Source organism: Aeromonas sobria, from assembly GCF_050266975.1.
Taxonomy (GTDB): domain Bacteria; phylum Pseudomonadota; class Gammaproteobacteria; order Enterobacterales; family Aeromonadaceae; genus Aeromonas; species Aeromonas sobria_B.
The window spans coordinates 36801-56910 of record NZ_JBKISU010000024.1 but is presented as its reverse complement, the minus strand read 5'-3'; the positions used below and the strand labels follow the sequence as shown (position 1 = coordinate 56910).

22 protein-coding genes are annotated in these 20110 nt (G+C 61.7%); 10 read left to right on the top strand and 12 right to left on the bottom strand.

Translation table 11 applies throughout. The annotated features are described in order from the left end of the window. Positions 1-11 precede the first annotated feature (11 nt). Positions 12-236 (top strand): hypothetical protein, encoded by a 225-nt coding sequence (locus tag ACLHZ1_RS14360; protein WP_427262636.1) that lies wholly within the window; start codon positions 12-14, stop codon positions 234-236. Positions 237-294: 58 nt separating this feature from the next. Here the strand turns inward: ACLHZ1_RS14360 and nqrM are convergent, their stop codons facing one another. The 9 genes from nqrM to ACLHZ1_RS14315 all read right to left on the bottom strand — a co-directional run bounded on the left by nqrM (position 295) and on the right by ACLHZ1_RS14315 (position 8134). Then, entirely contained in the window at positions 295-519 is a 225-nt protein-coding gene (gene nqrM / locus ACLHZ1_RS14355) for a (Na+)-NQR maturation NqrM (protein WP_041993275.1), read from the bottom strand. Positions 520-528: 9 nt separating this feature from the next. Continuing rightward, positions 529-1572, bottom strand: a complete 1044-nt coding sequence (locus tag ACLHZ1_RS14350; protein ID WP_427262635.1) for an FAD:protein FMN transferase — start codon at positions 1570-1572, stop codon at positions 529-531. A gap of 3 nt (positions 1573-1575) precedes the next feature. Continuing rightward, the gene (nqrF, locus tag ACLHZ1_RS14345) at positions 1576-2799 is read right to left on the bottom strand and encodes an NADH:ubiquinone reductase (Na(+)-transporting) subunit F (protein ID WP_427262634.1); all 1224 of its coding nucleotides are present in this window, start codon (positions 2797-2799) and stop codon (positions 1576-1578) included. A gap of 18 nt (positions 2800-2817) precedes the next feature. After that, complete coding sequence (gene nqrE / locus ACLHZ1_RS14340) at positions 2818-3414, bottom strand: NADH:ubiquinone reductase (Na(+)-transporting) subunit E (protein WP_427262633.1); 597 nt, start codon at positions 3412-3414, stop codon at positions 2818-2820. A 3-nt stretch (positions 3415-3417) separates the two neighbouring features. Further along, complete coding sequence (locus ACLHZ1_RS14335; RefSeq protein WP_408747480.1) at positions 3418-4050, bottom strand: NADH:ubiquinone reductase (Na(+)-transporting) subunit D; 633 nt, start codon at positions 4048-4050, stop codon at positions 3418-3420. Continuing rightward, complete coding sequence (locus ACLHZ1_RS14330) at positions 4043-4831, bottom strand: Na(+)-translocating NADH-quinone reductase subunit C (RefSeq protein ID WP_427262632.1); 789 nt, start codon at positions 4829-4831, stop codon at positions 4043-4045. Before ACLHZ1_RS14330 ends, ACLHZ1_RS14335 begins: the two co-directional genes overlap by 8 nt. Then, entirely contained in the window at positions 4821-6050 is a 1230-nt protein-coding gene (locus ACLHZ1_RS14325) for an NADH:ubiquinone reductase (Na(+)-transporting) subunit B (protein WP_427262631.1), read from the bottom strand. The genes ACLHZ1_RS14330 and ACLHZ1_RS14325 overlap by 11 nt, the downstream gene beginning before the upstream one ends. A 3-nt stretch (positions 6051-6053) precedes the next feature. Further along, positions 6054-7397: a Na(+)-translocating NADH-quinone reductase subunit A gene (locus ACLHZ1_RS14320; protein ID WP_427262630.1), complete on the bottom strand. Its 1344-nt coding sequence runs from the start codon at positions 7395-7397 to the stop codon at positions 6054-6056. 422 nt (positions 7398-7819) lie between these two features. Beyond that, positions 7820-8134 (bottom strand): BolA family protein, encoded by a 315-nt coding sequence (locus tag ACLHZ1_RS14315; RefSeq protein WP_408792573.1) that lies wholly within the window; start codon positions 8132-8134, stop codon positions 7820-7822. A gap of 147 nt (positions 8135-8281) precedes the next feature. Here ACLHZ1_RS14315 and ACLHZ1_RS14310 point away from each other — a divergent pair, with 147 nt between their 5' ends. The 5 genes from ACLHZ1_RS14310 to ACLHZ1_RS14290 all read left to right on the top strand — a co-directional run bounded on the left by ACLHZ1_RS14310 (position 8282) and on the right by ACLHZ1_RS14290 (position 13298). Continuing rightward, positions 8282-9424 carry a methyltransferase gene (locus ACLHZ1_RS14310; RefSeq protein WP_427262629.1) on the top strand — a complete coding sequence of 381 codons (1143 nt, stop codon included), beginning with the start codon at positions 8282-8284 and terminating at the stop codon, positions 9422-9424. An 11-nt stretch (positions 9425-9435) separates the two neighbouring features. Next, positions 9436-10011: a YajG family lipoprotein gene (locus tag ACLHZ1_RS14305; RefSeq protein WP_408792576.1), complete on the top strand. Its 576-nt coding sequence runs from the start codon at positions 9436-9438 to the stop codon at positions 10009-10011. Between the two features lie 26 nt (positions 10012-10037). Further along, complete coding sequence (locus tag ACLHZ1_RS14300) at positions 10038-10586, top strand: peptidylprolyl isomerase (RefSeq protein ID WP_041993238.1); 549 nt, start codon at positions 10038-10040, stop codon at positions 10584-10586. Between the two features lie 370 nt (positions 10587-10956). Next, positions 10957-12336: an AmpG family muropeptide MFS transporter gene (locus tag ACLHZ1_RS14295; protein ID WP_427262628.1), complete on the top strand. Its 1380-nt coding sequence runs from the start codon at positions 10957-10959 to the stop codon at positions 12334-12336. Between the two features lie 155 nt (positions 12337-12491). Further along, the gene (locus tag ACLHZ1_RS14290) at positions 12492-13298 is read left to right on the top strand and encodes an outer membrane protein OmpK (protein WP_427262627.1); all 807 of its coding nucleotides are present in this window, start codon (positions 12492-12494) and stop codon (positions 13296-13298) included. 58 nt (positions 13299-13356) lie between these two features. Here ACLHZ1_RS14290 and ACLHZ1_RS14285 read toward each other — a convergent pair whose 3' ends face one another. Continuing rightward, the gene (locus ACLHZ1_RS14285; protein WP_427262626.1) at positions 13357-14685 is read right to left on the bottom strand and encodes an IS4 family transposase; all 1329 of its coding nucleotides are present in this window, start codon (positions 14683-14685) and stop codon (positions 13357-13359) included. Between the two features lie 154 nt (positions 14686-14839). After that, complete coding sequence (locus ACLHZ1_RS14280) at positions 14840-15322, bottom strand: YajQ family cyclic di-GMP-binding protein (protein ID WP_041993229.1); 483 nt, start codon at positions 15320-15322, stop codon at positions 14840-14842. A gap of 190 nt (positions 15323-15512) precedes the next feature. Between ACLHZ1_RS14280 and ACLHZ1_RS14275 the strand changes: the two genes are divergently transcribed. From ACLHZ1_RS14275 to ACLHZ1_RS14260, 4 genes are all read left to right on the top strand, one after another. Further along, a complete protein-coding gene (locus ACLHZ1_RS14275; RefSeq protein ID WP_427262625.1) occupies positions 15513-16448 on the top strand; it encodes a ketopantoate reductase family protein in 936 nt (311 codons plus the stop codon). 41 nt (positions 16449-16489) lie between these two features. Continuing rightward, the gene (locus tag ACLHZ1_RS14270) at positions 16490-17047 is read left to right on the top strand and encodes a DJ-1 family glyoxalase III (protein WP_427262624.1); all 558 of its coding nucleotides are present in this window, start codon (positions 16490-16492) and stop codon (positions 17045-17047) included. 301 nt (positions 17048-17348) lie between these two features. Continuing rightward, positions 17349-17888 (top strand): YbhB/YbcL family Raf kinase inhibitor-like protein, encoded by a 540-nt coding sequence (locus ACLHZ1_RS14265; RefSeq protein ID WP_427262623.1) that lies wholly within the window; start codon positions 17349-17351, stop codon positions 17886-17888. A gap of 11 nt (positions 17889-17899) precedes the next feature. Then, complete coding sequence (locus ACLHZ1_RS14260) at positions 17900-18703, top strand: helix-turn-helix transcriptional regulator (protein WP_427262622.1); 804 nt, start codon at positions 17900-17902, stop codon at positions 18701-18703. Between the two features lie 149 nt (positions 18704-18852). On the opposite strand, the gene tyrS is transcribed toward ACLHZ1_RS14260, so the two are convergent. Continuing rightward, a complete protein-coding gene (gene tyrS / locus ACLHZ1_RS14255) occupies positions 18853-20052 on the bottom strand; it encodes a tyrosine--tRNA ligase (protein WP_427262621.1) in 1200 nt (399 codons plus the stop codon). Positions 20053-20110 lie beyond the last annotated feature (58 nt).

Sequence of the window (20110 nt, the reverse complement as noted above, 5' to 3'; positions counted from 1 at the left end):
AGGATGGCGATATGAAGAGAGGATGGCGATATTGGGGGCTGATCGCGGGCTTGTTGCTCTGGCCCATGCTGGGGAGTGCCAAGCTGCATCCCACCGCCGAGTGCCGTTGGTTGCACGACAGGATAATCCTGCTCAAGCAGAGCATTGCCAGGGGAGATACCCTGGGCACCCGGGAAGAACTGGCCCGCTGGCAGCGGGAGTACCGGGAGAAGGGGTGCACCCGCTACGACTACTGACGGGGCTCCGGCCCTAGGGGTCAAAAAGCCAGGCCATCCGGGGATGGCCTGTTTGCAATCAGATGATCCTGTGCTCCTCCAGCATCTTGCGGCGAGCCTCTTCCTTGGCCATCTTCTGCTTGCGATTGTCGCAGGGTTCCGGACAGTCGCACTCCTTCTCTATCCCTATGGTGCCAAGGCCGCCACAGGAGCCGGAGATGCTCTTCTTCTGGAAGATGTAACCGATGGCCATGCCGACCACCACCAACAGAAACACCCCGAAGGTGATCAGAAAAATCTGCATATTCAATCCTTACCCCTGATTGCGGGTCAGAAATGGCTGGAAGGCGGGAGAGTAAGTCTCCTCGAACCCTTCATCCGTCTTGGTCACCATGAAGATGGCCAGCCCCTGTTCGGTGGCATAGGCCATGCCCTTCTCGGGCCCCATCACGGTCAGCGCCGTGGCCAACCCATCTGCGGTCATGCAGGAGGGGTGTACCACTGTCACCGACACCAGTCGATGGTGGATGGGCTTGCCGGTGGCGGGATCTATGGTATGGGAGAAACGCTGACCATCCATCTCGTAATAGTTGCGATAATCCCCCGAGGTCGCAACCCCGTTGTCACCGACCTGGATCACCTCCTGTACCGAGCCCAGATTGGCGGTCGGCTTCTCGATGGCGACGCGCCAGGGGTGACCCTTGCCGTTGACGCCATTGAGGCGCAGCTCGCCGCCTATCTCCACCAGGTAGTTGCGCGAGCCCCTGGCCTCCAGGTACTCGGCCACCTTGTCCACCCCGAACCCCTTGGCGATCGAGGAGAGATCCACATAGAGATCCGGGATGTCCTTTTGCAGGGTATCGGCATCGGCCGAGGTGATCACGTGCAGATTGCCCAGCCCCGTCTTCTGCCGGGTCTGGGCGATCAGCTCGTCGGACGGCACCTTGGTCGGCCGCTTGTCCGGGCCAAAGCCCCACAGGTTGACCAGGGGGCCCACGGTCACGTCCAGCGCGCCCCGGGTCTCGCGGCCCAGATGGAGGGACTCGGTCACCACGCGGGCGGTATCGCGAGAGACCACCACGGGCCGGTTGTCACGGCTCTGGTTGAAACGCGACAGCTCGGACTCGGGCCGGTAGGTAGACATCTGATCGTTCACCCGCTCCAGCAGCGCATCGACCTCGGCCTGGAAACCGGCCTCGTCCTGGATAGCATCGTCCGCCACCTTGATGGAGTAGTAGGTGCCCATGGTGCTGCCGGTGATGTGGATCTCCGGATGGGTCTTGACGTTCTCCTGGCCGCACCCCGCCAAGAAAAAGGCTAGCCCGAAGGCTAGCCAGGTCTTTACAACACTGTGCATGGATTAACCACCAAAGTCATCCAGGAGGATGTTTTCGTCTTCAACGCCGAGGTTTTTCAGCATGTTGATGACGGCCGCGTTCATGACGGGAGGTCCACACATGTAGAACTCGCAATCTTCCGGCGCCTCATGGTTCTTGAGGTAGTTCTCGAACAAGACGTTGTGGATGAAGCCGGTGTAGCCATCCCAGTTGTCTTCCGGTTGCGGATCCGACAGGGCGACGTGCCACTGGAAGTTGTCGTTCTCGGCGGCCAGCATGTCGAAGTCTTCGACGTAGAACATCTCGCGCTTGGAACGGGCACCGTACCAGAAGCTCATCTTGCGACTGGTCTTCAGGCGACGCAGCTGGTCGAAGATGTGGGAGCGCATCGGCGCCATGCCGGCACCACCACCGATGAACACCATCTCGGCGTCGGTGTCCTTGGCGAAGAACTCGCCGAACGGACCCGAGATGGTCACCTTGTCCCCAGCCTTGAGGCTGAAGATGTAGGAGGACATCTGGCCGGGAGGGGCGGTCCAGTTGCTGGGCGGCGGGGTCGCGATCCGCACGTTCAGCATGATGATGCCGAACTCTTCCGGATAGTTCGCCATGGAGTAAGCACGAATGATCGGCTCCTTCACGGTGGACTCCAGATCGAAGATCTTGAAGCGATCCCAGTCACCACGATACTCCTCGGGAATATCGAAGGTGCTGTACTTGACGTGGTGAGCCGGGGCTTCGATCTGGATATAACCACCGGCGCGGAACGGCACGCTCTCGCCATCGGGGATCTGCAGCTTGAGCTCCTTGATGAAGGTGGCCTTGTTGTCATTGGAGATGACGGTACATTCCCACTTCTTCACCCCGAAGATCTCTTCCGGCAGTTCGATGTCCATGTCGGAACGTACGGTGACCTGGCAGGCCAGACGCTCGCCGTGACGGGCCTCGCCCTTGCTGATGTGATCCAGCTCGGTCGGCAGAATGTCGCCGCCACCGGATTTCACCCGCACCTTGCACTGACCGCAGGAGCCGCCGCCGCCGCAGGCGGAGGAGACGAAGATACCGCTGCCGGCCAGTACGCCGAGCAGCTTGCCACCCGCCGGGCTGGTGACAGCCTTGGCCGGGTCGCCGTTGATGCTGATTGTCACGTCACCCGCGGTCACCAGCTTGGACTTGGCGAACAGAATGACTGCCACCAAGGCCAGCAGGATCACGGTGAACATGACCACACCCAGAATAATTTCCATTTATGATTCCTTTTCCGATTACAGGGAAATACCAGAGAAGGACATAAAGCCCAGCGCCATCAGACCCGCGGTGATGAAGGTGATGCCCAGACCGCGCAGGCCGTCCGGCACATCGGAGTACTTCATCTTCTCGCGGATCCCCGCCATCGCCACGATGGCCAGCATCCAACCGGCACCCGAGCCCACGCCATAGACCACAGACTCCACGAAGTTGTAGTCACGCTGCACCATGAAGGAGACGCCACCGAAGATGGCGCAGTTCACCGTGATGAGCGGCAAGAAGATGCCGAGCGCGTTGTAGAGGGCCGGGAAGTACTTGTCCAGGGCCATCTCCAGGATCTGTACCAGGGCCGCGATCACACCGATGAAGGTGATGAAGCTCAGGAAGCTCAAGTCCAGACCGGAGACCAGGGCACCGTCTTTCAACACGAAGTTGTAGATCAGGTTGTTGGCCGGTACGGCGATGGTTTGCACCACAACCACGGCAATGCCCAGACCCATGGCAGTCTTGACCTTCTTGGATACCGCCAGGAAGGTACACATGCCCAGGAAGAAAGAGAGGGCCAGGTTTTCGATGAAAATCGAACGAATCAACAGACTCAGATAATGTTCCATACCTTAATCCTTCGCCTCCACCTGCTTGGGATCCTTGGTGCGCACGCCCCAGATGATCAGACCAATGATGAAGAATGCACTCGGCGGCAGCAGCAGCAGGCCGTTGGGCACATACCAGCCACCATTGTTTACCAGCGGCAGCAGCTCGATGCCGAACCAGGTGCCCGAGCCCAGGATCTCGCGCACGGTGGCCACGGTCAGCAGCACGGCGCCATAGCCCAGGCCGTTGCCGATACCGTCCAGGAAGGAGGGCAGCGGGGCACTCTTCATGGCGAAGGCTTCGGCACGACCCATCACGATACAGTTGGTGATGATGAGGCCGACGAACACCGACAGCTGCTTGGAGATGTCATAGGCATACGCCTTGAGCACTTGGTCAACCACGATAACCAGGGATGCGATGATCGCCATCTGGGCGATGATGCGCACGCTGTTGGGGATCTGGTGACGGATCAGAGAGATGAACAGGTTGGAGAAGGCGGTGACCGACATGACCGCCAGGGTCATGACGAACGCCGTCTTCATCTGGCTGGTAACGGCCAGGGCGGAACAGACACCCAGCACCTGCAAGGCGATGGGGTTGTTACCGAGCACCGGCGTCAACAGCAGTTTTTTCATTGCGCTATTGTCAGCCATTGTTGAGTTCTCCTGCGCGGATCTTGGCAAGGAAAGGACCGAAGCCCTGGGGGCCCATCCAGAAATCGAACGAGTGCTGGACACCGTTGCTGGTCAGGGTGGCACCGGAGAGACCGTCGATCTCGTGCTCGGAACCTTCAGGGGCATGGCCCTTGATCACCCGCAGCGCAGGTTGACCGGCCTGATCGAACAGCTTCTTGCCGACGAACAGCTCGCGCCAGGCCGGGTTCTCGACCTCACCGCCCAGACCCGGGGTTTCACCCTGGTCATAGTAGGTGATGCCCTTGATGGTCTGGCCATCGGCCGCGACGGCGACGAAGGCATACATGGTGGACCACAGACCCTGGCCGTACACCGGCAGGATGATGTTGTCGACCTTGCCTTCGCTGTCTTTGGCGAAGAACACCGGCATCAGCTTGGAGATCTGACGGATACCGGCCTTGTCGTCGGCAGGCGCCAGACGAGTGCTTTCGGCCGGGTTCTTGGCTGCCAGCTTGAAATCGAAGCCGTCGGCGTCGCCGTCAACGAATTCGCCCGTGGTCAGGTCGACCAGGCGCGCTTCAATCTTGTCACCATACAGCTTGCCGAGTTCGCTCTTGGCGATGCTGGCGGTATCGATGCCGGCAACGGAGAGGATGTTGCTCTGCTTGTCCAGCGCCTTGTTCAGCTGCTGGGCCGGACGCAGACCCACGGCGGCCACGGAGACCACGATGGAGCAGACCAGGCACAGGCCCGCCACTATGCTGACGGTACCGACGGTTGAATCTTTATTAAACGCCACGACTGATCCTCCGCTTGATGTTCGCCTGCGCCACGAAATGGTCAAACAAGGGGGCAAACAGGTTCGCAAACAGAATGGCCAACATCATGCCTTCCGGGAAGGCGGGGTTCACAACACGGATCAGCACCACCATGAAACCGATCAGGGCGCCGTACCACCACTTGCCCTTGTTGGTAAAGGAAGCGGAGACGGGATCGGTCGCCATGAAGGCCATGCCGAAGGCAAAACCACCCAGCACCAGGTGCCAGTGCCAGGGCATGCTGAACATGGGGTTGGTGTCGGAACCGATGACGTTGAACAGCAGGGAGGTCACCACCATGCCGATCATGACGCCGGCGATGATGCGCCAGGAGGCGATCCGCATGTAGACGATCATGGCCGCGCCGATGAGGATCATCAGGGTGGAGACTTCACCGATGGAGCCAGGCAGGTTGCCGAGGAAGGCATCCATCCAGCTGATGGCCTGACCGGTGGCACCGTTGACCAGTGCCATCTGGCCACCTTGAGACCATTGGCTCAGGGCGGTTGCGCCGGAGAAGCCGTCAACGGCCACCCAGACGGCGTCGCCGGAGATCTGGCTCGGGTAGGCGAAGAACAGGAAGGCACGACCCGCCAGGGCCGGGTTCAGGAAGTTCTTGCCGGTACCACCGAACACTTCCTTGGCCATGACCACACCGAAGGTGATACCCAGGGCGGCTTGCCACAGGGGCAGCTCGGGCGGCACGATCAGGGCGAACAGGATGGAGGTCACGAAGAAGCCTTCGTTGATCTCGTGCTTGCGGATCATGGCGAACAGCACTTCCCAGAAACCACCGACGATGAAGACGGTGATATAGATGGGGAAGAAGTGTGCCGCACCGATCAGCATCTTGCTGCCGACGCCGGCGACCGCCGGATCCAGCGAGGCCCCCAGCAGGGTGGCCAGGCCATATTGCCAGGAGGCGGCACCGGCGGCGGAGCCGAGGTGCGCGATGGCGGCGATGGCCTGGTTGCCGACGTTGAACATGCCCCAGAACATGGCCGGGAACACAGCCAGCCACACCATGATCATCATGCGCTTCAGATCGAGCGCATCACGGACGTGGGCGGCGTTACGGGTTACCAAACCCGGGGTATAGAAGATGGTGAAGGCCGCCTCGTACAGGGCGTAGTACTTCTCGTACTTGCCACCCGGCTCGAAGTGGTGTTCCATCTTTTCAAGAAATTGCTTGAAACTCATCGCTTAACCTTCCAGTTCGATCTTGGTCAGGCACTCACGCAAGATGGGGCCGTACTCTGTCTTGCCGGGGCAGACAAAGGTACAGAGCGCCAGATCTTCCTCATCCAACTCCAGGCAACCGAGCGCTTGTGCGCTGTCGGTGTCACCGGAGACCAGATCCCGCAGCAGCAGGGTCGGCAGGATGTCCAGCGGCATCACGCGCTCATAGTTGCCGATAGGCACCATGGAACGATCACTGCCGTTGGTGGTGGTGGTGAAATTGATCAGCTTGCCCTTCACCAGGTGAGACAGGGTGGTGCGGGTGATGGAGAACTTGCTGGCGCTGGGGTTGATCCAGCCCAGGAACTCCTTCTCGCGCCCTTCACCCAGTACGCAGACCTGATTGTGGTAACGACCCAGATAGTCGTGCGCCTCATCGGTCTTGGCACCGCTGAGCAGGGAACCGGAGATGATACGGTTCTCGTCGGCACGCAGCTCGTTGTTGGTCAGCTGGCTGATGCAGGCACCCTGACGGGTACGCAGCAGACGCGGCTTGACCACGTTCGGACCGGCCAGGGCGATCACCTTGTCGGTGAAGATCTGGCCAGTGGTGAACAGCTTGCCGAATGCGATCACATCCTGATAGTTGATGTGCCACTGGATCTTGTGGCTGCCAACCGGATCGATGAAGTGAATATGGGTACCCGGCAGACCCGCGGGGTGAGGACCAACGAAGACCTCTTCCTGGACTTGCGCGACGGAAGCCTGCGGCAGACTGCCTTCGCCCTTGCACACATACACCTTGCCATCCGTCAGGCGGCTGAGCAGGGTCAGACCGTCGATGAAGGCCTGGGATTGCTCCTTGATGATGAGCTCGGCACTGGCGGCCAGCGGGTTGGAGTCCATGGCGGTCACGAAGATCGCGCGGGGCTCGGAACCGACGGCGGGCACCTTGCTGAAGGGGCGGGTACGCAGCGCAGTCCATTGACCTGATTCGACCAGGATCTCTTGCACCTTGCTGCGCGCGAGCTTGACCAGCTCGGCGGAGGCAAAGTGCTCAAAGGTCACCTGCTCGTCAGACCCATCGATGTCGATGACCACGGATTGCAGAATGCGTTTGGCACCACGGTTGATCTCTGAAACTACGCCGGTGGCGGGAGCCGTGAATTTAACGCCAGGGTTCTTCTTGTCCTCGAAGAGCGCCTGACCTTTAATGACGCGATCCCCTACTTTGACAAACATAGTAGGTCGCATCCCCACGAACTCTTCGCCCAGTGTAGCAACACGGGTGATGGCCGGGCCATCGTAGATTACTTGCTCTGGCGCACCCAGCACGGGGATGTCCAGTCCTCTTTTAATTGTAATCATACTCACTTGCACTACCGTTACGGGGAGAGAGAATGGTTAGCGCCGAGAAATACATCACGACGAGTTGTTGAACACACGCGGCACATGGCTAGCTGAATACAAACAAACAACAAATCAGCAACATACAGGGTGTTTCAAAAGCGCTTGAGTTTACCACTTCCGGCTTGATGACTGCCACGCCAAATGGGGAAAATTAACCCCCTATCACAAAATTAGCTTGGGCTGGTGCCCGGCCCGTCGGCATGAAAATCCCGTATGCCGCCGCCGTCGGGATGAAGTACCACCTAAGAGGTATTCACCGAAATCGCGCCGGCAAGATTAGAAAAATTGATGGCGTAGCGTCCAAAAAACGCTCGATAAAATGGCAAGGGGTGACCGCGATGTTACAGGAACATCACAGCGACCCGGGCCGCGCCCTGGGTTTATTGAGGACCCAGCTTGCTGACGCAGCCTGGAGTGCGCGGCGCCATCCCCTTTTGCTGCCACTCCTCGGCCGTATAAGTATGCAGTGCCAGTGCATGAACCGGGCCAGCCAACAGCTCCGCCAGCAACTGGTTGATCTGGCGATGACGGGCGATGAGGCGCTGGCCGACGAAGGCCTCGCTCACGACGATCACCTTGAAGTGGCTCTCGGCCCCCGGCTCGGTGCGGTGCATGTGGCTCTCGTTGAGCACCTCCAGGTGGCTGGGTGACAGGGCCTCGCTGAGGCGGGCCTGGATGGTCTCTTGCATCTTCATGGGGAACTCCGACAGAGGGAAAGGATATGGGCCCTCATTCTATCGGCTTTGATGGGCAGGGAGAACTTGCACGGCGGGGCGATTGGTGAATCGGGGCGCCGCCGCTAGAATAGCGCCATCCGATCCAGCCGTGAGACAAAGAGTTCGATGCAGACCCACCTCGAGACAGACCATTGCCGCCTGACCCTGCTGCGCTACCCGCGCCAGGCGCAGGATCCCCTGCAGGCCTGGGATGCCGCCGATGAGTACCTGATCCAGCACCTGGCCGAGCAGCCTCCGACCGGCAGCGGCCCCGTCATCATCATGAATGACAGCTTCGGCGCCCTGGCCGCCTTCCTGCACGGCCATCAGCCCCTGTGCGTCACCGACTCCTTCGTCAGCGAGCAGGGCACCCTGGCCAACCTGGCGGGCAACGGCCTGGATCCGGCCAACATTCGCATCCAGGACGCCCTGGCGCCGCTGCCCGAGGCACCGTCCCTGGTGATCATCAAGGTCTCCAAGTATCAGGCCCTGCTCGAACAGCAGCTGCTGGCCCTGCGCGCCGTGGTCACCCCGGCGACCCGCATCATTGCCGCCGGCAAGGCCAAGGAGATCCACAGCTCCACCCTCAGGCTGTTCGAACACTATCTGGGGGAGACCCGCACGTCGCTCGCCTGGAAGAAGGCGCGCCTCATTCACTGCACCGTCGCCAGCGCCCCCGCCGAGCGCCCTCCCCTGGTCGATCCCTTTCCGACCGTCTGGCCCCTGGAGGGGAGCGGGATGCAGATCCACAACCACGCCAACGTCTTCTCGCGCACCAGCCTGGACATAGGCGCCCGCTTCATGCTGGCCAACCTGCCCATTCACAGCGCCCGCAAGGTGATCGATCTGGGCTGTGGCAATGGGGTGCTCGGCCTCTCTCTGCTGGCGCGAGACAGCGAGGTGGAGGTGACCTTCATCGACGAATCCTACATGGCGGTGGCCTCGGCCCGGCTCAACGTCCAGCACAATCTGCCAGATGCCTTGACGCGGGCCCACTTCCTGGTCAACAACTGCCTGGACGGCCTGCCGAGCGGCTATGCGGACCGCATCCTCTGCAATCCGCCGTTTCACCAGTTGCAGGCGATCACGGACCATATTGCCTGGCAGATGTTCCAGGATGCCCACAGGGTCTTGCCCAAAGGGGGCGAGCTCTGGATAGTGGGCAACCGCCATCTGGACTATCACCACAAGCTCAAGCGACTGTTTGCCAATGCGCAAGTCGTTGCATCCAATAATAAATTCGTTATTTTGAAAGCCATCAAACGCTAGAGGACTCCATCATGAAATCATCCTTTCTGCTGCTCGCCGCCCTGCTGCTTGGCGGTTGCGCTACCCACTGGCCCGAGACGGCACTGCTCAATCCCCAGGTGATCCCGGCAAACCAGCAATACTACTCCGGCAACCGCATCACCATGGAGGGCATCGACAAGCGTGCCGCCGCCCATGTGTTCGCCATCCAGCAAAAAGAGAAGGCCCCCGTCTACATCCGCAGCGAACAGCCCCTCAACACCCTGCTGGTCGAACGCCTGGGCGAAGGGCTGCGCGGCCAGGGGCTGGAAGTGGGCAGCAGCGGCACCACCCACCTCACCCTGCAGGTCAACGACGCCCTGGTCAGGGTCGACGAGAAGACCTTCACCTATGTCACCAAGTCCAAGGTGAGCCTGCAGGTGATGGCCGATTTTCAGGGCAGCCGCCTGACCAAGGTGTTCAATGCCAGCGCCAGCAAGGAGGGTCCGGGTGAGCCCAGCATCGCCGATCTGGAGCGAGTGCTGAACCAGCAGCTCGGCAACCTGATCCAGCAGATCATGGCCGACGAGCAACTGCGCGGTTACCTCAAGGGTCAACCGAGCGCCTGATCCCTCAACGTCCAAGGAAATATGCGATGAAAAAGCTGATGTTACTGGCCCTGCTGGTCTGCCCGCTGGCCTTCGCCGCCCCCAAGGTGAAGCTGGAGACCAACCACGGCAACATAGTGGTGGAGCTGGCCCCCAAGGCGGCGCCCCAGACGGTGAAGAACTTTCTGCGCTACCTGGCCGATGGCAGCTATGACGGCAGCCTGTTCCACCGGGTCATCCCGGGGTTTGTGGTGCAGGGTGGGGGCTACAACCAGCAGTTCCAGCAGCTGCCCACCTATGATCCCGTGGTGAACGAGTCCAAGGGGGGGCTGCCCAATGTCCGCGGCAGCATCGCCATGGCCCGCACCCAGGCGGTAGACAGCGCCACCCGCCAGTTCTACTTCAACCTGGCCGACAACAACAACCTCAACGCCAATGCCGGCGCCGGTTACACCGTATTCGGTCAGGTGGTACAGGGCATGGAGGTGCTGGACAAGCTGGCCCAGGTGCAGACAGGCTACAGCCCCATACTGCGCGCCAACGACGTGCCCACCAGCACCATCATCCTCAAGAAGGCGAGCCTGCTCGCCAACTGAACCAAAGGCGGGCCCGGTCGGGCCCGCCTTGCATCGCTCGCCCCTCCCCTGGGCCCCAGAGCAGCATCGACCCAGCCCTATCCCTCACGGCCGCCCGACCAGATCCGCCAATCTAAGGCCATTCGCCAATTTCTGGCACACGGGAGAGACGCCCCCGGCCGTCCCCCTCTGACCGCGACCCTGCCGATGACGAGGCTGCCCCCAGCCCCCCCACCACAGCCCCAGCCCCATTTGCCGGCGCAGCGGCGGCAAGACCCGGGCAGATCGGCGTCCTCTTTCTCCCCACAATATCCCCGCAATCTGAGCACCCGCCTTGGCGCGGCACCATGAACCTGCCAAAATGGCTCACTTTTTTCGAGGAGTCAGGCACTTGAACGCTGTCAGCAAACCAAGCTGGAGAGAATCCTTGCGGGTCTATCTCGAGCCCCGCGTCCTTATTCTGTTTGCCATGGGGTTCTCCTCCGGTCTGCCGCTGCTGCTGGTGTTCGGCACCCTCTCCTTCTGGCTGCGGGAAGCCGAGGTGAGCCTGACCGACATCGGCTACATGAGCTGGGTCGCACTCGCCTATGGGGTCAAGTGGCTGTGGTCTCCCCTGGTGGACAGGCTGGCCCTGCCCCTGCTGTCGCGCCTGCTCGGCCGGCGCCGCAGCTGGATGCTCTTCTCCCAGCTGCTGATCGCCGCGGCCCTGGTCGGCATGTCCTTCTGCGATCCCAAGACCCAGCTGGCCCAGCTCGCCCTGTTCGCCCTGCTGGTGGCGTTCGCCTCCGCCACCCAGGACATCGTCATCGATGCCTACCGCATCGAGTCGGCCCCCGAACGCTTGCAGGCGGCCATGGCCGCCTCCTACATGACGGGTTATCGGCTCGCCATGATCATGGCGGGAGCGGGCGCCCTGGCGCTGGCGGCCTGGCTCGGCAGCAACAGCGTCTATGACTATCGCGGCTGGCAGCTCACCTATCTGCTGATGGCGGGGATGATGAGCATCGGTCTGGTCACCACCCTCTGCTGTCACGAGCCCGACATCGATGTGGCGAGCCAGGACAGGCAGCAGGCGCAGCGCAAGGCCCTCCTGCTGCAACATGGCTGGCCCACCCCCCTGGCGGGACTCGGCGCCTGGGCCTATGAGGCCATCTGGTGCCCCTTCGCCGACTTCTTTGCCCGCCATGGCCGCTCGGCCCTGCTGATCCTGGGGCTCATCGCCTGCTATCGCATCTCGGATGTGGTGATGGGGGTCATGTCCAACAGCTTCTATGTGGACATGCAGTTCAGCAAGACGGAGGTGGCCACCATCACCAAGGTGTACGGGGTCATCATGACCCTGGTGGGGGCCAGCCTGGGGGGAATACTGGTGATGCGTTTTGGCACCCTGCGCATCCTGATGCTGGGGGCCCTGCTCACCGCCAGCACCAATCTCCTGTTCGCCCTGCTCAATCAGCTCGGCCACAACCTGGAGCTGCTGACCCTGATCATCTCCCTGGACAACCTCAGCGCCGGCATCGCCACGGCCGCCTTCATCACCTATCTGTCGAGCCTGACCAATGTCGCCTTCTCGGCGACCCAGTACGCCCTGTTCAGCTCTGTGATGCTGCTGCTGCCCAAGCTGCTTGCCGGGTTTTCCGGCCGTTTTGTCGAGCAGTTCGGCTACAGCACCTTCTTCGTCACCACCAGCCTGCTCGGCATCCCGGTGCTGCTGCTGATCGCAATGGTTGCCAGACGAAACATGGCCTTGTCACCGAAACCGGACAAATAGCAAGCGTTTGCGCAAAATTAGGGGTGATTAGATTCACACTTCCAGAGAAAGTTCCCTCTTGAGCGTTTATCCGCTGAATTTATTTGGCTAGAATCCCTCCGCTCCTTGTGGGCAGGCTACGGAAAACCTCAACTAACGCACAAGAGACCAATAAAATGGCCAAATTTACCAAGACTCTGATCGCTGCTGGTCTGCTGGCGGCTTCCGCCACTCCGGCTATGGCTGCTGACTATAGCGGCGACATCCACAAGAACGACTACAAGTGGTTCCAGTTCAACGTGATGCACACCATCGACCAGCTGCCCTACAGCGAAGCCGAAGGTGGCTACAACGACACCTATTTCGAAATGGAATTCGGTGGTCGCTCCGGTATTTTTGACCTGTACGGTTATGTCGACGTGTTCGATATCTTCCAGAGCAAGCACGACGACAAGCATGACAGCGACAACCTGTTCATCAAGTTCGCCCCGCGCCTGTCCATCGATGCCATGACCGGCAAAGACCTCTCCTTCGGCCCGGTACAAGAGCTGTATGTCGCCAACCTGGTCAACGTAGGTGGTCCGGACGGCCTGTTCGAAGCCATGACCGGTCTGGGTGCCGACGTACAAGTGCCCTGGTTCGGCAAGATGGGCATGAACCTGTATGCGCGCCACGTCAACGAAGGCTCTGGCGAGCAAGGCTGGAACGGCTATCAGTTCTCCATGAACTGGTTCAAGCCCTTCTACACCTTCTCCAACGGCAGCTTTGTCGCCTATCAGGGCTACCTGGATCACCTGTTCGATGCCAAGGACAGCTCCACCGACGGTACCGCCATGTTCAACGGCCTGTACTGGCACTCCGACCGTTACGCCGTCGGTTACGGCCTGAAGTACTTCAACGACATCTACGCCATCCAGAACGGTACCTTCGGCCTGAAGACCACCGGTTTTGGCCACTACTTCTCCGTGACCTACAAGTTCTAATCGAACCAGTCACTCACAGAGACAAAAAAACCGGAGCCCAGGCTCTAATGCCAGTCAGTTAAGCCTGACTGGCATTGTTTTTATTGGCTTTTTTCACACTGTACTTCTGTGGCCTTGGCTTCACGCAGCGGGGGTAACTTCGCTCTCTTCGTGCCGGCAGCACAAACTGCCCCGCCTGCTTCTCCAGCCCCGCCACCCGCCCCGGGATATTCCCCGGTGACACATACGGCATGCAGCTCAGTTCATGGATGAGGTACACCGACGCCATGTGAAAACTCAGCTGACTCGCCGTGTATCCCTTCAGGCTCGCCGCCATCTTCACCATCTGGCTACGCAGCAGGTTATAGGCCAGCAGCACACCCCACAGCTCTTGCCGTATCCCCGTCGCCTTCTTGCTGCGCAGGGTCAGTCGGTGCTGCTGCAGGCTGTGTTTCATCTCCCGATACCCCAGCTCGATTTCCCAGCGATGGCCATACAGCTCCACGATGTCAGCCCCCGGGAAGCGCATCGGGTCGACCATCGAGGTCAGCACTTGGCGTTCCTTGCCGTTGATGCTGCGCGTCAGCAAGCGGGCTTCTATTGCCTCTGGCAACTGCGGCCACTTCTTCCTCGCCTGCGGACTGGTCTTGAGCTGCACCAGCGCATCCTGGCGCCCCAGCTTGCGCACCACCTCGTATTGGGTGCCCTTCTTGAGCGGCAGCAGCCAGTGCCGCTCACTGCCGCTGGTGTGCCAGGCGTGGAGCAGGCCAAGGGAGTAGAAGCCTTTGTCGAACAGGGTCAGCGAGTGGTCCGGTGTGCGCTCGATGAGCTGCTCGGCCAGCACCATCTCGTTGACGGCGCAACTCTCCATCACGGCCTGAACCAGCAGATGGCTGGTCAGTTCCATCTGACAGAGCATGCGCACCTGGGGATAGGCGGTCTCGCCATGCTGGGTGCCGGGCTTGGCAAAGGCGGCGGCATTGTCCGGGGTATCGGGGGTGCGCCACATCACGCCATCGACGGCGAGCAGTTGCAGTCCGGCCCAGCCGGGGTGGTTGGCCTGCTGGTGCCAACCTGTGGCAGTCTCGTGAAACAGCCGCGCAATGCTCTTGTGGCCAAGCTTTTGGCGAGCGTGCAGGAAGGCGCTGGGGGCGACGAAGGGGCGGTCACCGGGCAGCAGGATATCGAGTTGATTGACCAGCTGGGTCATGGGGACGTTGCGGAAGATGGCCATGCCGATGATGGCCCAGACCAGGCGCTCCATGGGCATGCGGCGACGGCGCAGAGTGGCGACGCCCTCTTCGCCGAGCAGGGAGGTGATGAGCGCGGGGGGAATGAGGTCAGAGAGTGACTCAAACTGGGCCATATTGCTGGCGTGGAGGAAGTCGAGAGCCTGTTCGATACGCATAAAAAATCCGAAACCAAATCAACAGGTTTCGGATTTTTACACATCAGGAGGATCGGTCAATGGATCCTTAACTGATCGGCATTAGAGCCCAGGCTCCGGTTTTTTTTGCGTTGGTTCGACCAAATAAAGAGGGGCATCCCCTCTTTATCCGACGTCAGTCGCGGAAATTCTGGAACTGCATCGGCTGACCCAGCTCGGCGCCGCGCACCAGGGCCATGGTCTCCTGCAGATCGTCGCGCTTCTTGCCGGTGACCCGCACCTCGTCACCCTGGATGGCGACCTGCACCTTGATCTTGGAATCCTTGATGAGCTTCACCAGCTTCTTGGCGGTCTCTTTCTCGATCCCCTGCTTGAACTTCACGGTCAGGTGGAAACGCTTGCCGGAGTGAACGCTGTCGCCCACCTCCATGGAACTGTTCTCGATGTTGCGCTTGAGCAGGGCGCCCCGCAGCATCTCGACCATCTGCTTGAGCTGGAAATCGGCATCCGCCTCCAGTTTCACCTCTTCCTTGTTCAACTCGAAGCTGGCTTCCACACCACGAAAATCGAATCGGGTGGCCAGTTCACGATTGGCGTTGTCGACCGCGTTCAACACCTCGTTCATTTTGACTTCAGAGACAATATCGAATGACGGCATGGCCGGGGCTCCTCATGTTGCATTATTGGCGGCCAAATCTACCAGAAAACCGGCAAATTTGCTGATTTCGATAAAGACGCTCTGTTAGAATCCTTGCCATTGCCGACAGGTGAGACCCATGAGTGTCCACCTCCACCCCCTGGGGCGCCCTCCCAGGCTGGACGGCCCACCCTGATGATCGAGTCATATCATGCCAAGCGGATCCCAACTTCCCCCTCCCCCCTCCTGGTCCCTGCTCGGTTGTGGCGCACTCGGCGGCGTGTTCGCCACCCTGCTGACCCAATCCGGCCAACCCACCCAGCTGCTGCTGCGCGAGCGCCACAGAGCCACCCTGCACCCGGCCGTCGATTTCACCGGCCTGGATGGCCAGCATGCCCTCATCGCCCTCCCACGCGCCTTCGTGGCCGATCGCCCGGCCATCCGCCGCCTGCTGGTGATGACCAAGGCGGATCAGGTGATCCCGGCCCTGCTCCCGCTCAAAGGCAAGCTGGACAAACGGGTGCCCATCGTCCTGCTGCACAACGGCATGGGGGTGGCCGAGCGCGTGGTCGAGCTGTTCCCCGACAACCCCGTCATCGCCGGCGTCACCAGCCATGGCGCCCTGCAGCAGGGCCACTTCGTGTTTCGTCACACCGGCCGGGGCGAGACCTGGCTGGGCCCGGTCAACGAGGCGGGACGCCAGTTCGCTCCCCTGGCCGATCGACTGGCCCAGGCCCTGGGTCAGGCGAGCTGGGATGAGCAGATCCTCAGCCGTCAGTGGCACAAGCTCGCCATCAACTGCGCCATCAACCCCCTCACCGCCCTCTATCGCATCAAGAATGGCGAGCTGACAGGTCCGCGCTTTGCCGACACCCTGCAGCAGATCTGTATCGAGGTGGCCGATGTCATGAACGCCGAGGGGATCACCACCACGGCGGAGGAGCTGGCGCGGCGGGTGCAATCGGTCGCCGGGCTCACCGCCGACAACTACTCCTCCATGCACCAGGATCTGGAGCAGGGCAAGGAGACGGAGATAGAAGCCATCACCGGCTTCCTGCTGGCCAGCGCCGCCCGACACGGCATCATGGTGCCGGTCAATCAGGGACTCTATCAGGCCATCAAGGATCGCAGCCAGGGCCAGGACTAAGCTTTGACTGCTCGCCCCATGTCCCTCACAGGAGTCACCCCATGAGCGTCTTGCTGCTGGTCGCCCCCGGCTCGGAAGAGATAGAAACCGTCGCCACCCAGGACGTGCTGGTGCGCGCCGGCATCGAGGTGGTACTCGCCTCCTGCTGCCCGGCCGGTCAGCGCCTCATCCGCGCCTCCCGCGGCGTGCAGCTGATGGCAGACTGCCACCTCGACGAGCTGCCCCCAGGGGCGTTCGAGTTGATCGTCGTGCCCGGCGGCCTGCCCGGCAGCGAGTGCATTCGGGATAACCCCACAGCCATCGCCCTGCTGCGGGCCCAGGCCGAGGCGGGCCGCTGGCGCGCGGCCCTGTGCGCCGCCCCCGCCGTGGTGCTGCTGCCCCATGGTCTGCTGGGGGAGGCCAGGGTCACCTGTCATCCCGGTTTCTGGGCCCGCATCCCCGCCCCCCAGCTCAGCCAGGAGCGCGTCGTCATCGACAGTGGGTCTCGACTGGTGACCAGTCAGGGTCCCGGCACCGCCATCGAGTTTGCCCTCGCTCTGGTGCGGGTGCTGCGGGGCGCCGAGGCGGCCGATGCCGTGACCGGCCCCATGGTGCTGTGATCGCCCATGCGGCGATGACGGATGGCGGATGGCGGATGGCGGATGGCGCAGCCAGTGCGAGTCGACCATCCGCCAGCCAAGGCAGGGACTCCTTGCCGAAAGACCGGCGCCTCCCCCTGCCATGGTAAAACAGGGCCCCCGAGGCGGGCGGCGCCCTTTCATACTCCCTTCTTCACCGACCCAGAGAGATGACAGACAGGCTCATCAAAGCCCTGTTTTTGACCAAGGTTGAGCCAAGGTGTGACTTTTTTGTGGCCTCGTCTCGCTAAAGTGAACCCATCATCACACGAGGAACCACACCATGAGATTGCCCAAGTCGACCGCCCTGCTGCCCCTGCTCTGCCTGGCAGCCCTGCCTGCCACCGCCATGACCCTGAGCAGCACTGACATCCACGAAGGCCAGTTGATGGACAAACAGTTCAGCTTCAACGGCTTTGGTTGCAGCGGGGAGAACCACTCCCCCCAGCTGAGCTGGCAGAACCTGCCCACCGGCACCAAAAGCCTCGCCATCACCGCCTATGACCCCGATGCCCCCACCGGCAGCGGCTGGTGGCACTGGCTGGTGGTGAACCTGCCGGCCAGCCAGGGTTCACTTGCCACCGGCGCCTCCGGCGCCCTCAAGCAGGGGTTGGAACTGAGGAGCGACTTTGGCAGCCAGGGCTACGGCGGCCCCTGCCCGCCTGCGGGCCACGGCATGCATAGCTACCAGTTCACCGCCTGGGCCCTGCCAGAGGCGACGCTGGCGGTGAAGGCAGACACTCCGCCCGCCATGGTAGGCTACATGCTCAATGCCATGGCGCTGGGCAAGGCCACCCTGACCGCCACCTTCGTCACCCCCTAGGAGCCCGCCGGATGAGCACCCCCTTGCTGCAGCTGCATCACTATCTCGGCATCCGCCAGCAGCCGCTGCACCGGGTGCTCATCTATGCACCTACAGTCATCTGGGTCCAGCAGGGCCACAAGCAATTGTGGTGGCAGGAGCGGCGCCTCTCCGTTGACAAGGGGAGCTGGCTGCTGATCCCGGCCGGCCACCAGCTCACCTTCGTCAACCAGCCAGAGCAGGGCAAATTCAGCTCCCATGTGCTGACCCTGCTGACCCCGCCCCCTGCCCAGTGGCTGACCCCCACCCCGGCCGACTCGCTCAGGGATCCGCGCCTCGACGTGACCCAGGCGCTCGCCTTCTGCTTCGATCTCGTCACCACCATGGCGGACAAGCAGCTCAGCGAGGCGGCCCGGATCCAGCTTGTTCACGGCTTCTATGCCGAGCTGCGCGCCGCCGATGCCCTCGACCTGCTCTTCCCCGCCAGCACCATGACGCTAGGGGAGCGGCTGGCCCGCTATCTTGGCGTGGAGCCCGGCGCCGACCATACCCTTGAGACCCTGGCCCCCCACTTCGCCATGAGCCGCGCCTCCATGGTGCGCAAGCTGGCCGCCGAGGGGCGCAGTTTTCGCCAGCTGCTGACCCAGGTGCGCATGGGCCATGCCCTCACCCTGTTGCAGCAGGGGCTCAATCCGCTTGAAACCGCCCTCGCCTGCGGCTACGACTCCCCGAGCCGCTTCGCCGCCCGGTTCAGGCAAGAGTTTGGCCTCACCCCCCATCAATATCTGCGTACCTGTCCTCCCGCCAGCCCAGGGCGTCGAGCCAACCGAGGCTGACACCTCAACGGGCGGGAGTCGCTCCCTGCCAGAGGGACAAACAGCACGGGAGTGAGCCGACAGCCGAACCTCACCAACGAAAAGGCCTCCGCGAGGGAGGCCTTTCTGATCTCAGGGTCAGCCTGATCCGGCTGATAGAGGGGAAGCGCTTACTTCACCGTCACCCGGGCAAACTTGCGCTTGCCGACCTGATAGACGGCGGTACCGGCAGCGATCAGTGCCTTGCCATCCTCCAGCTTCTCGCCATCCACCTTGACCGCGCCCTGCTTGATCATGCGCAGCGCCTCGGAGGTGGTGGCCACCAGATCGGCGTCCTTGAGCAGGTTGGCGATGGCCAGGCCGTCCCCTTCCAGGGCCAGTTCGACCTCCGGCATCTCGTCCGGGATGGCGTTCTTGGAGAAGCGCTGAGTGAAGTCTTCATGGGCCGCTTCGGCCGCCGCCTCGTCGTGGTAGCGGGCGATGATCTCTTTCGCCAGCCAGATCTTCACGTCGCGCGGGTTCAGGGTCCCGGCTGCGATGCCGGCCTTGAACTCGTCGATTTCCGAGAGCGGACGGAAGGAGAGCAGCTCGTAGTAGTTCCACATCAGGGTGTCGGTGATGGACATGATCTTGCCGAACATCTCCCCCGGGGCATCGTGCACGCCTATGTAGTTGGCGGCGGACTTGGACATCTTCTTGACGCCGTCCAGACCCACCAGCAGTGGCATCATCAGCACGCACTGGGCGGCCATGCCGGCATCTTTTTGCAGCTCGCGGCCCATCAGCAGGTTGAACTTCTGATCGGTACCGCCGAGCTCGACGTCCGCCTTGAGCGCGACCGAGTCATAGCCTTGCAGCAGCGGATAGAGGAATTCGTGGATGGCGATGGACTGGCCGCCGCTGTAGCGCTTCTTGAAGTCGTCACGCTCCATCATGCGAGCCACGGTCTGCTTGGCCGCCAGCTTGATCATGCCGGTCGCGCCCAGCTCGCCGAGCCAGCTGGAGTTGTACTCGATGCGGGTCTTGGCCGGGTCCAGGATCTTGAACGCCTGCTCGGCATAGGTGAGGGCGTTGTGCTTGATGGCCTCTTCGGAGAGCGGCGGGCGGGTGGCGTTCTTGCCGGAGGGGTCGCCCACCATGGCGGTGAAGTCGCCGATCAGCAGGATGATCTCGTGGCCCAGATCCTGGAAGGTCTTCAGCTTGTTGAGGATCACGGTATGACCCAGGTGGATGTCCGGCGCGGTCGGGTCCATCCCCAGCTTGATGCGCAGGGGGCGCCCTTCCTTCAACTTGGCGACAAGTTCTTCTTCCACCAGAATTTCTTCCGCTCCGCGCTTGATCTCGGCTAGCGCCACCTCGAGCTGGGACATTTTTTGACACTCCAATCACGATTCCACAGGGCCAGCCATATTACTGGAATGGCAGGCC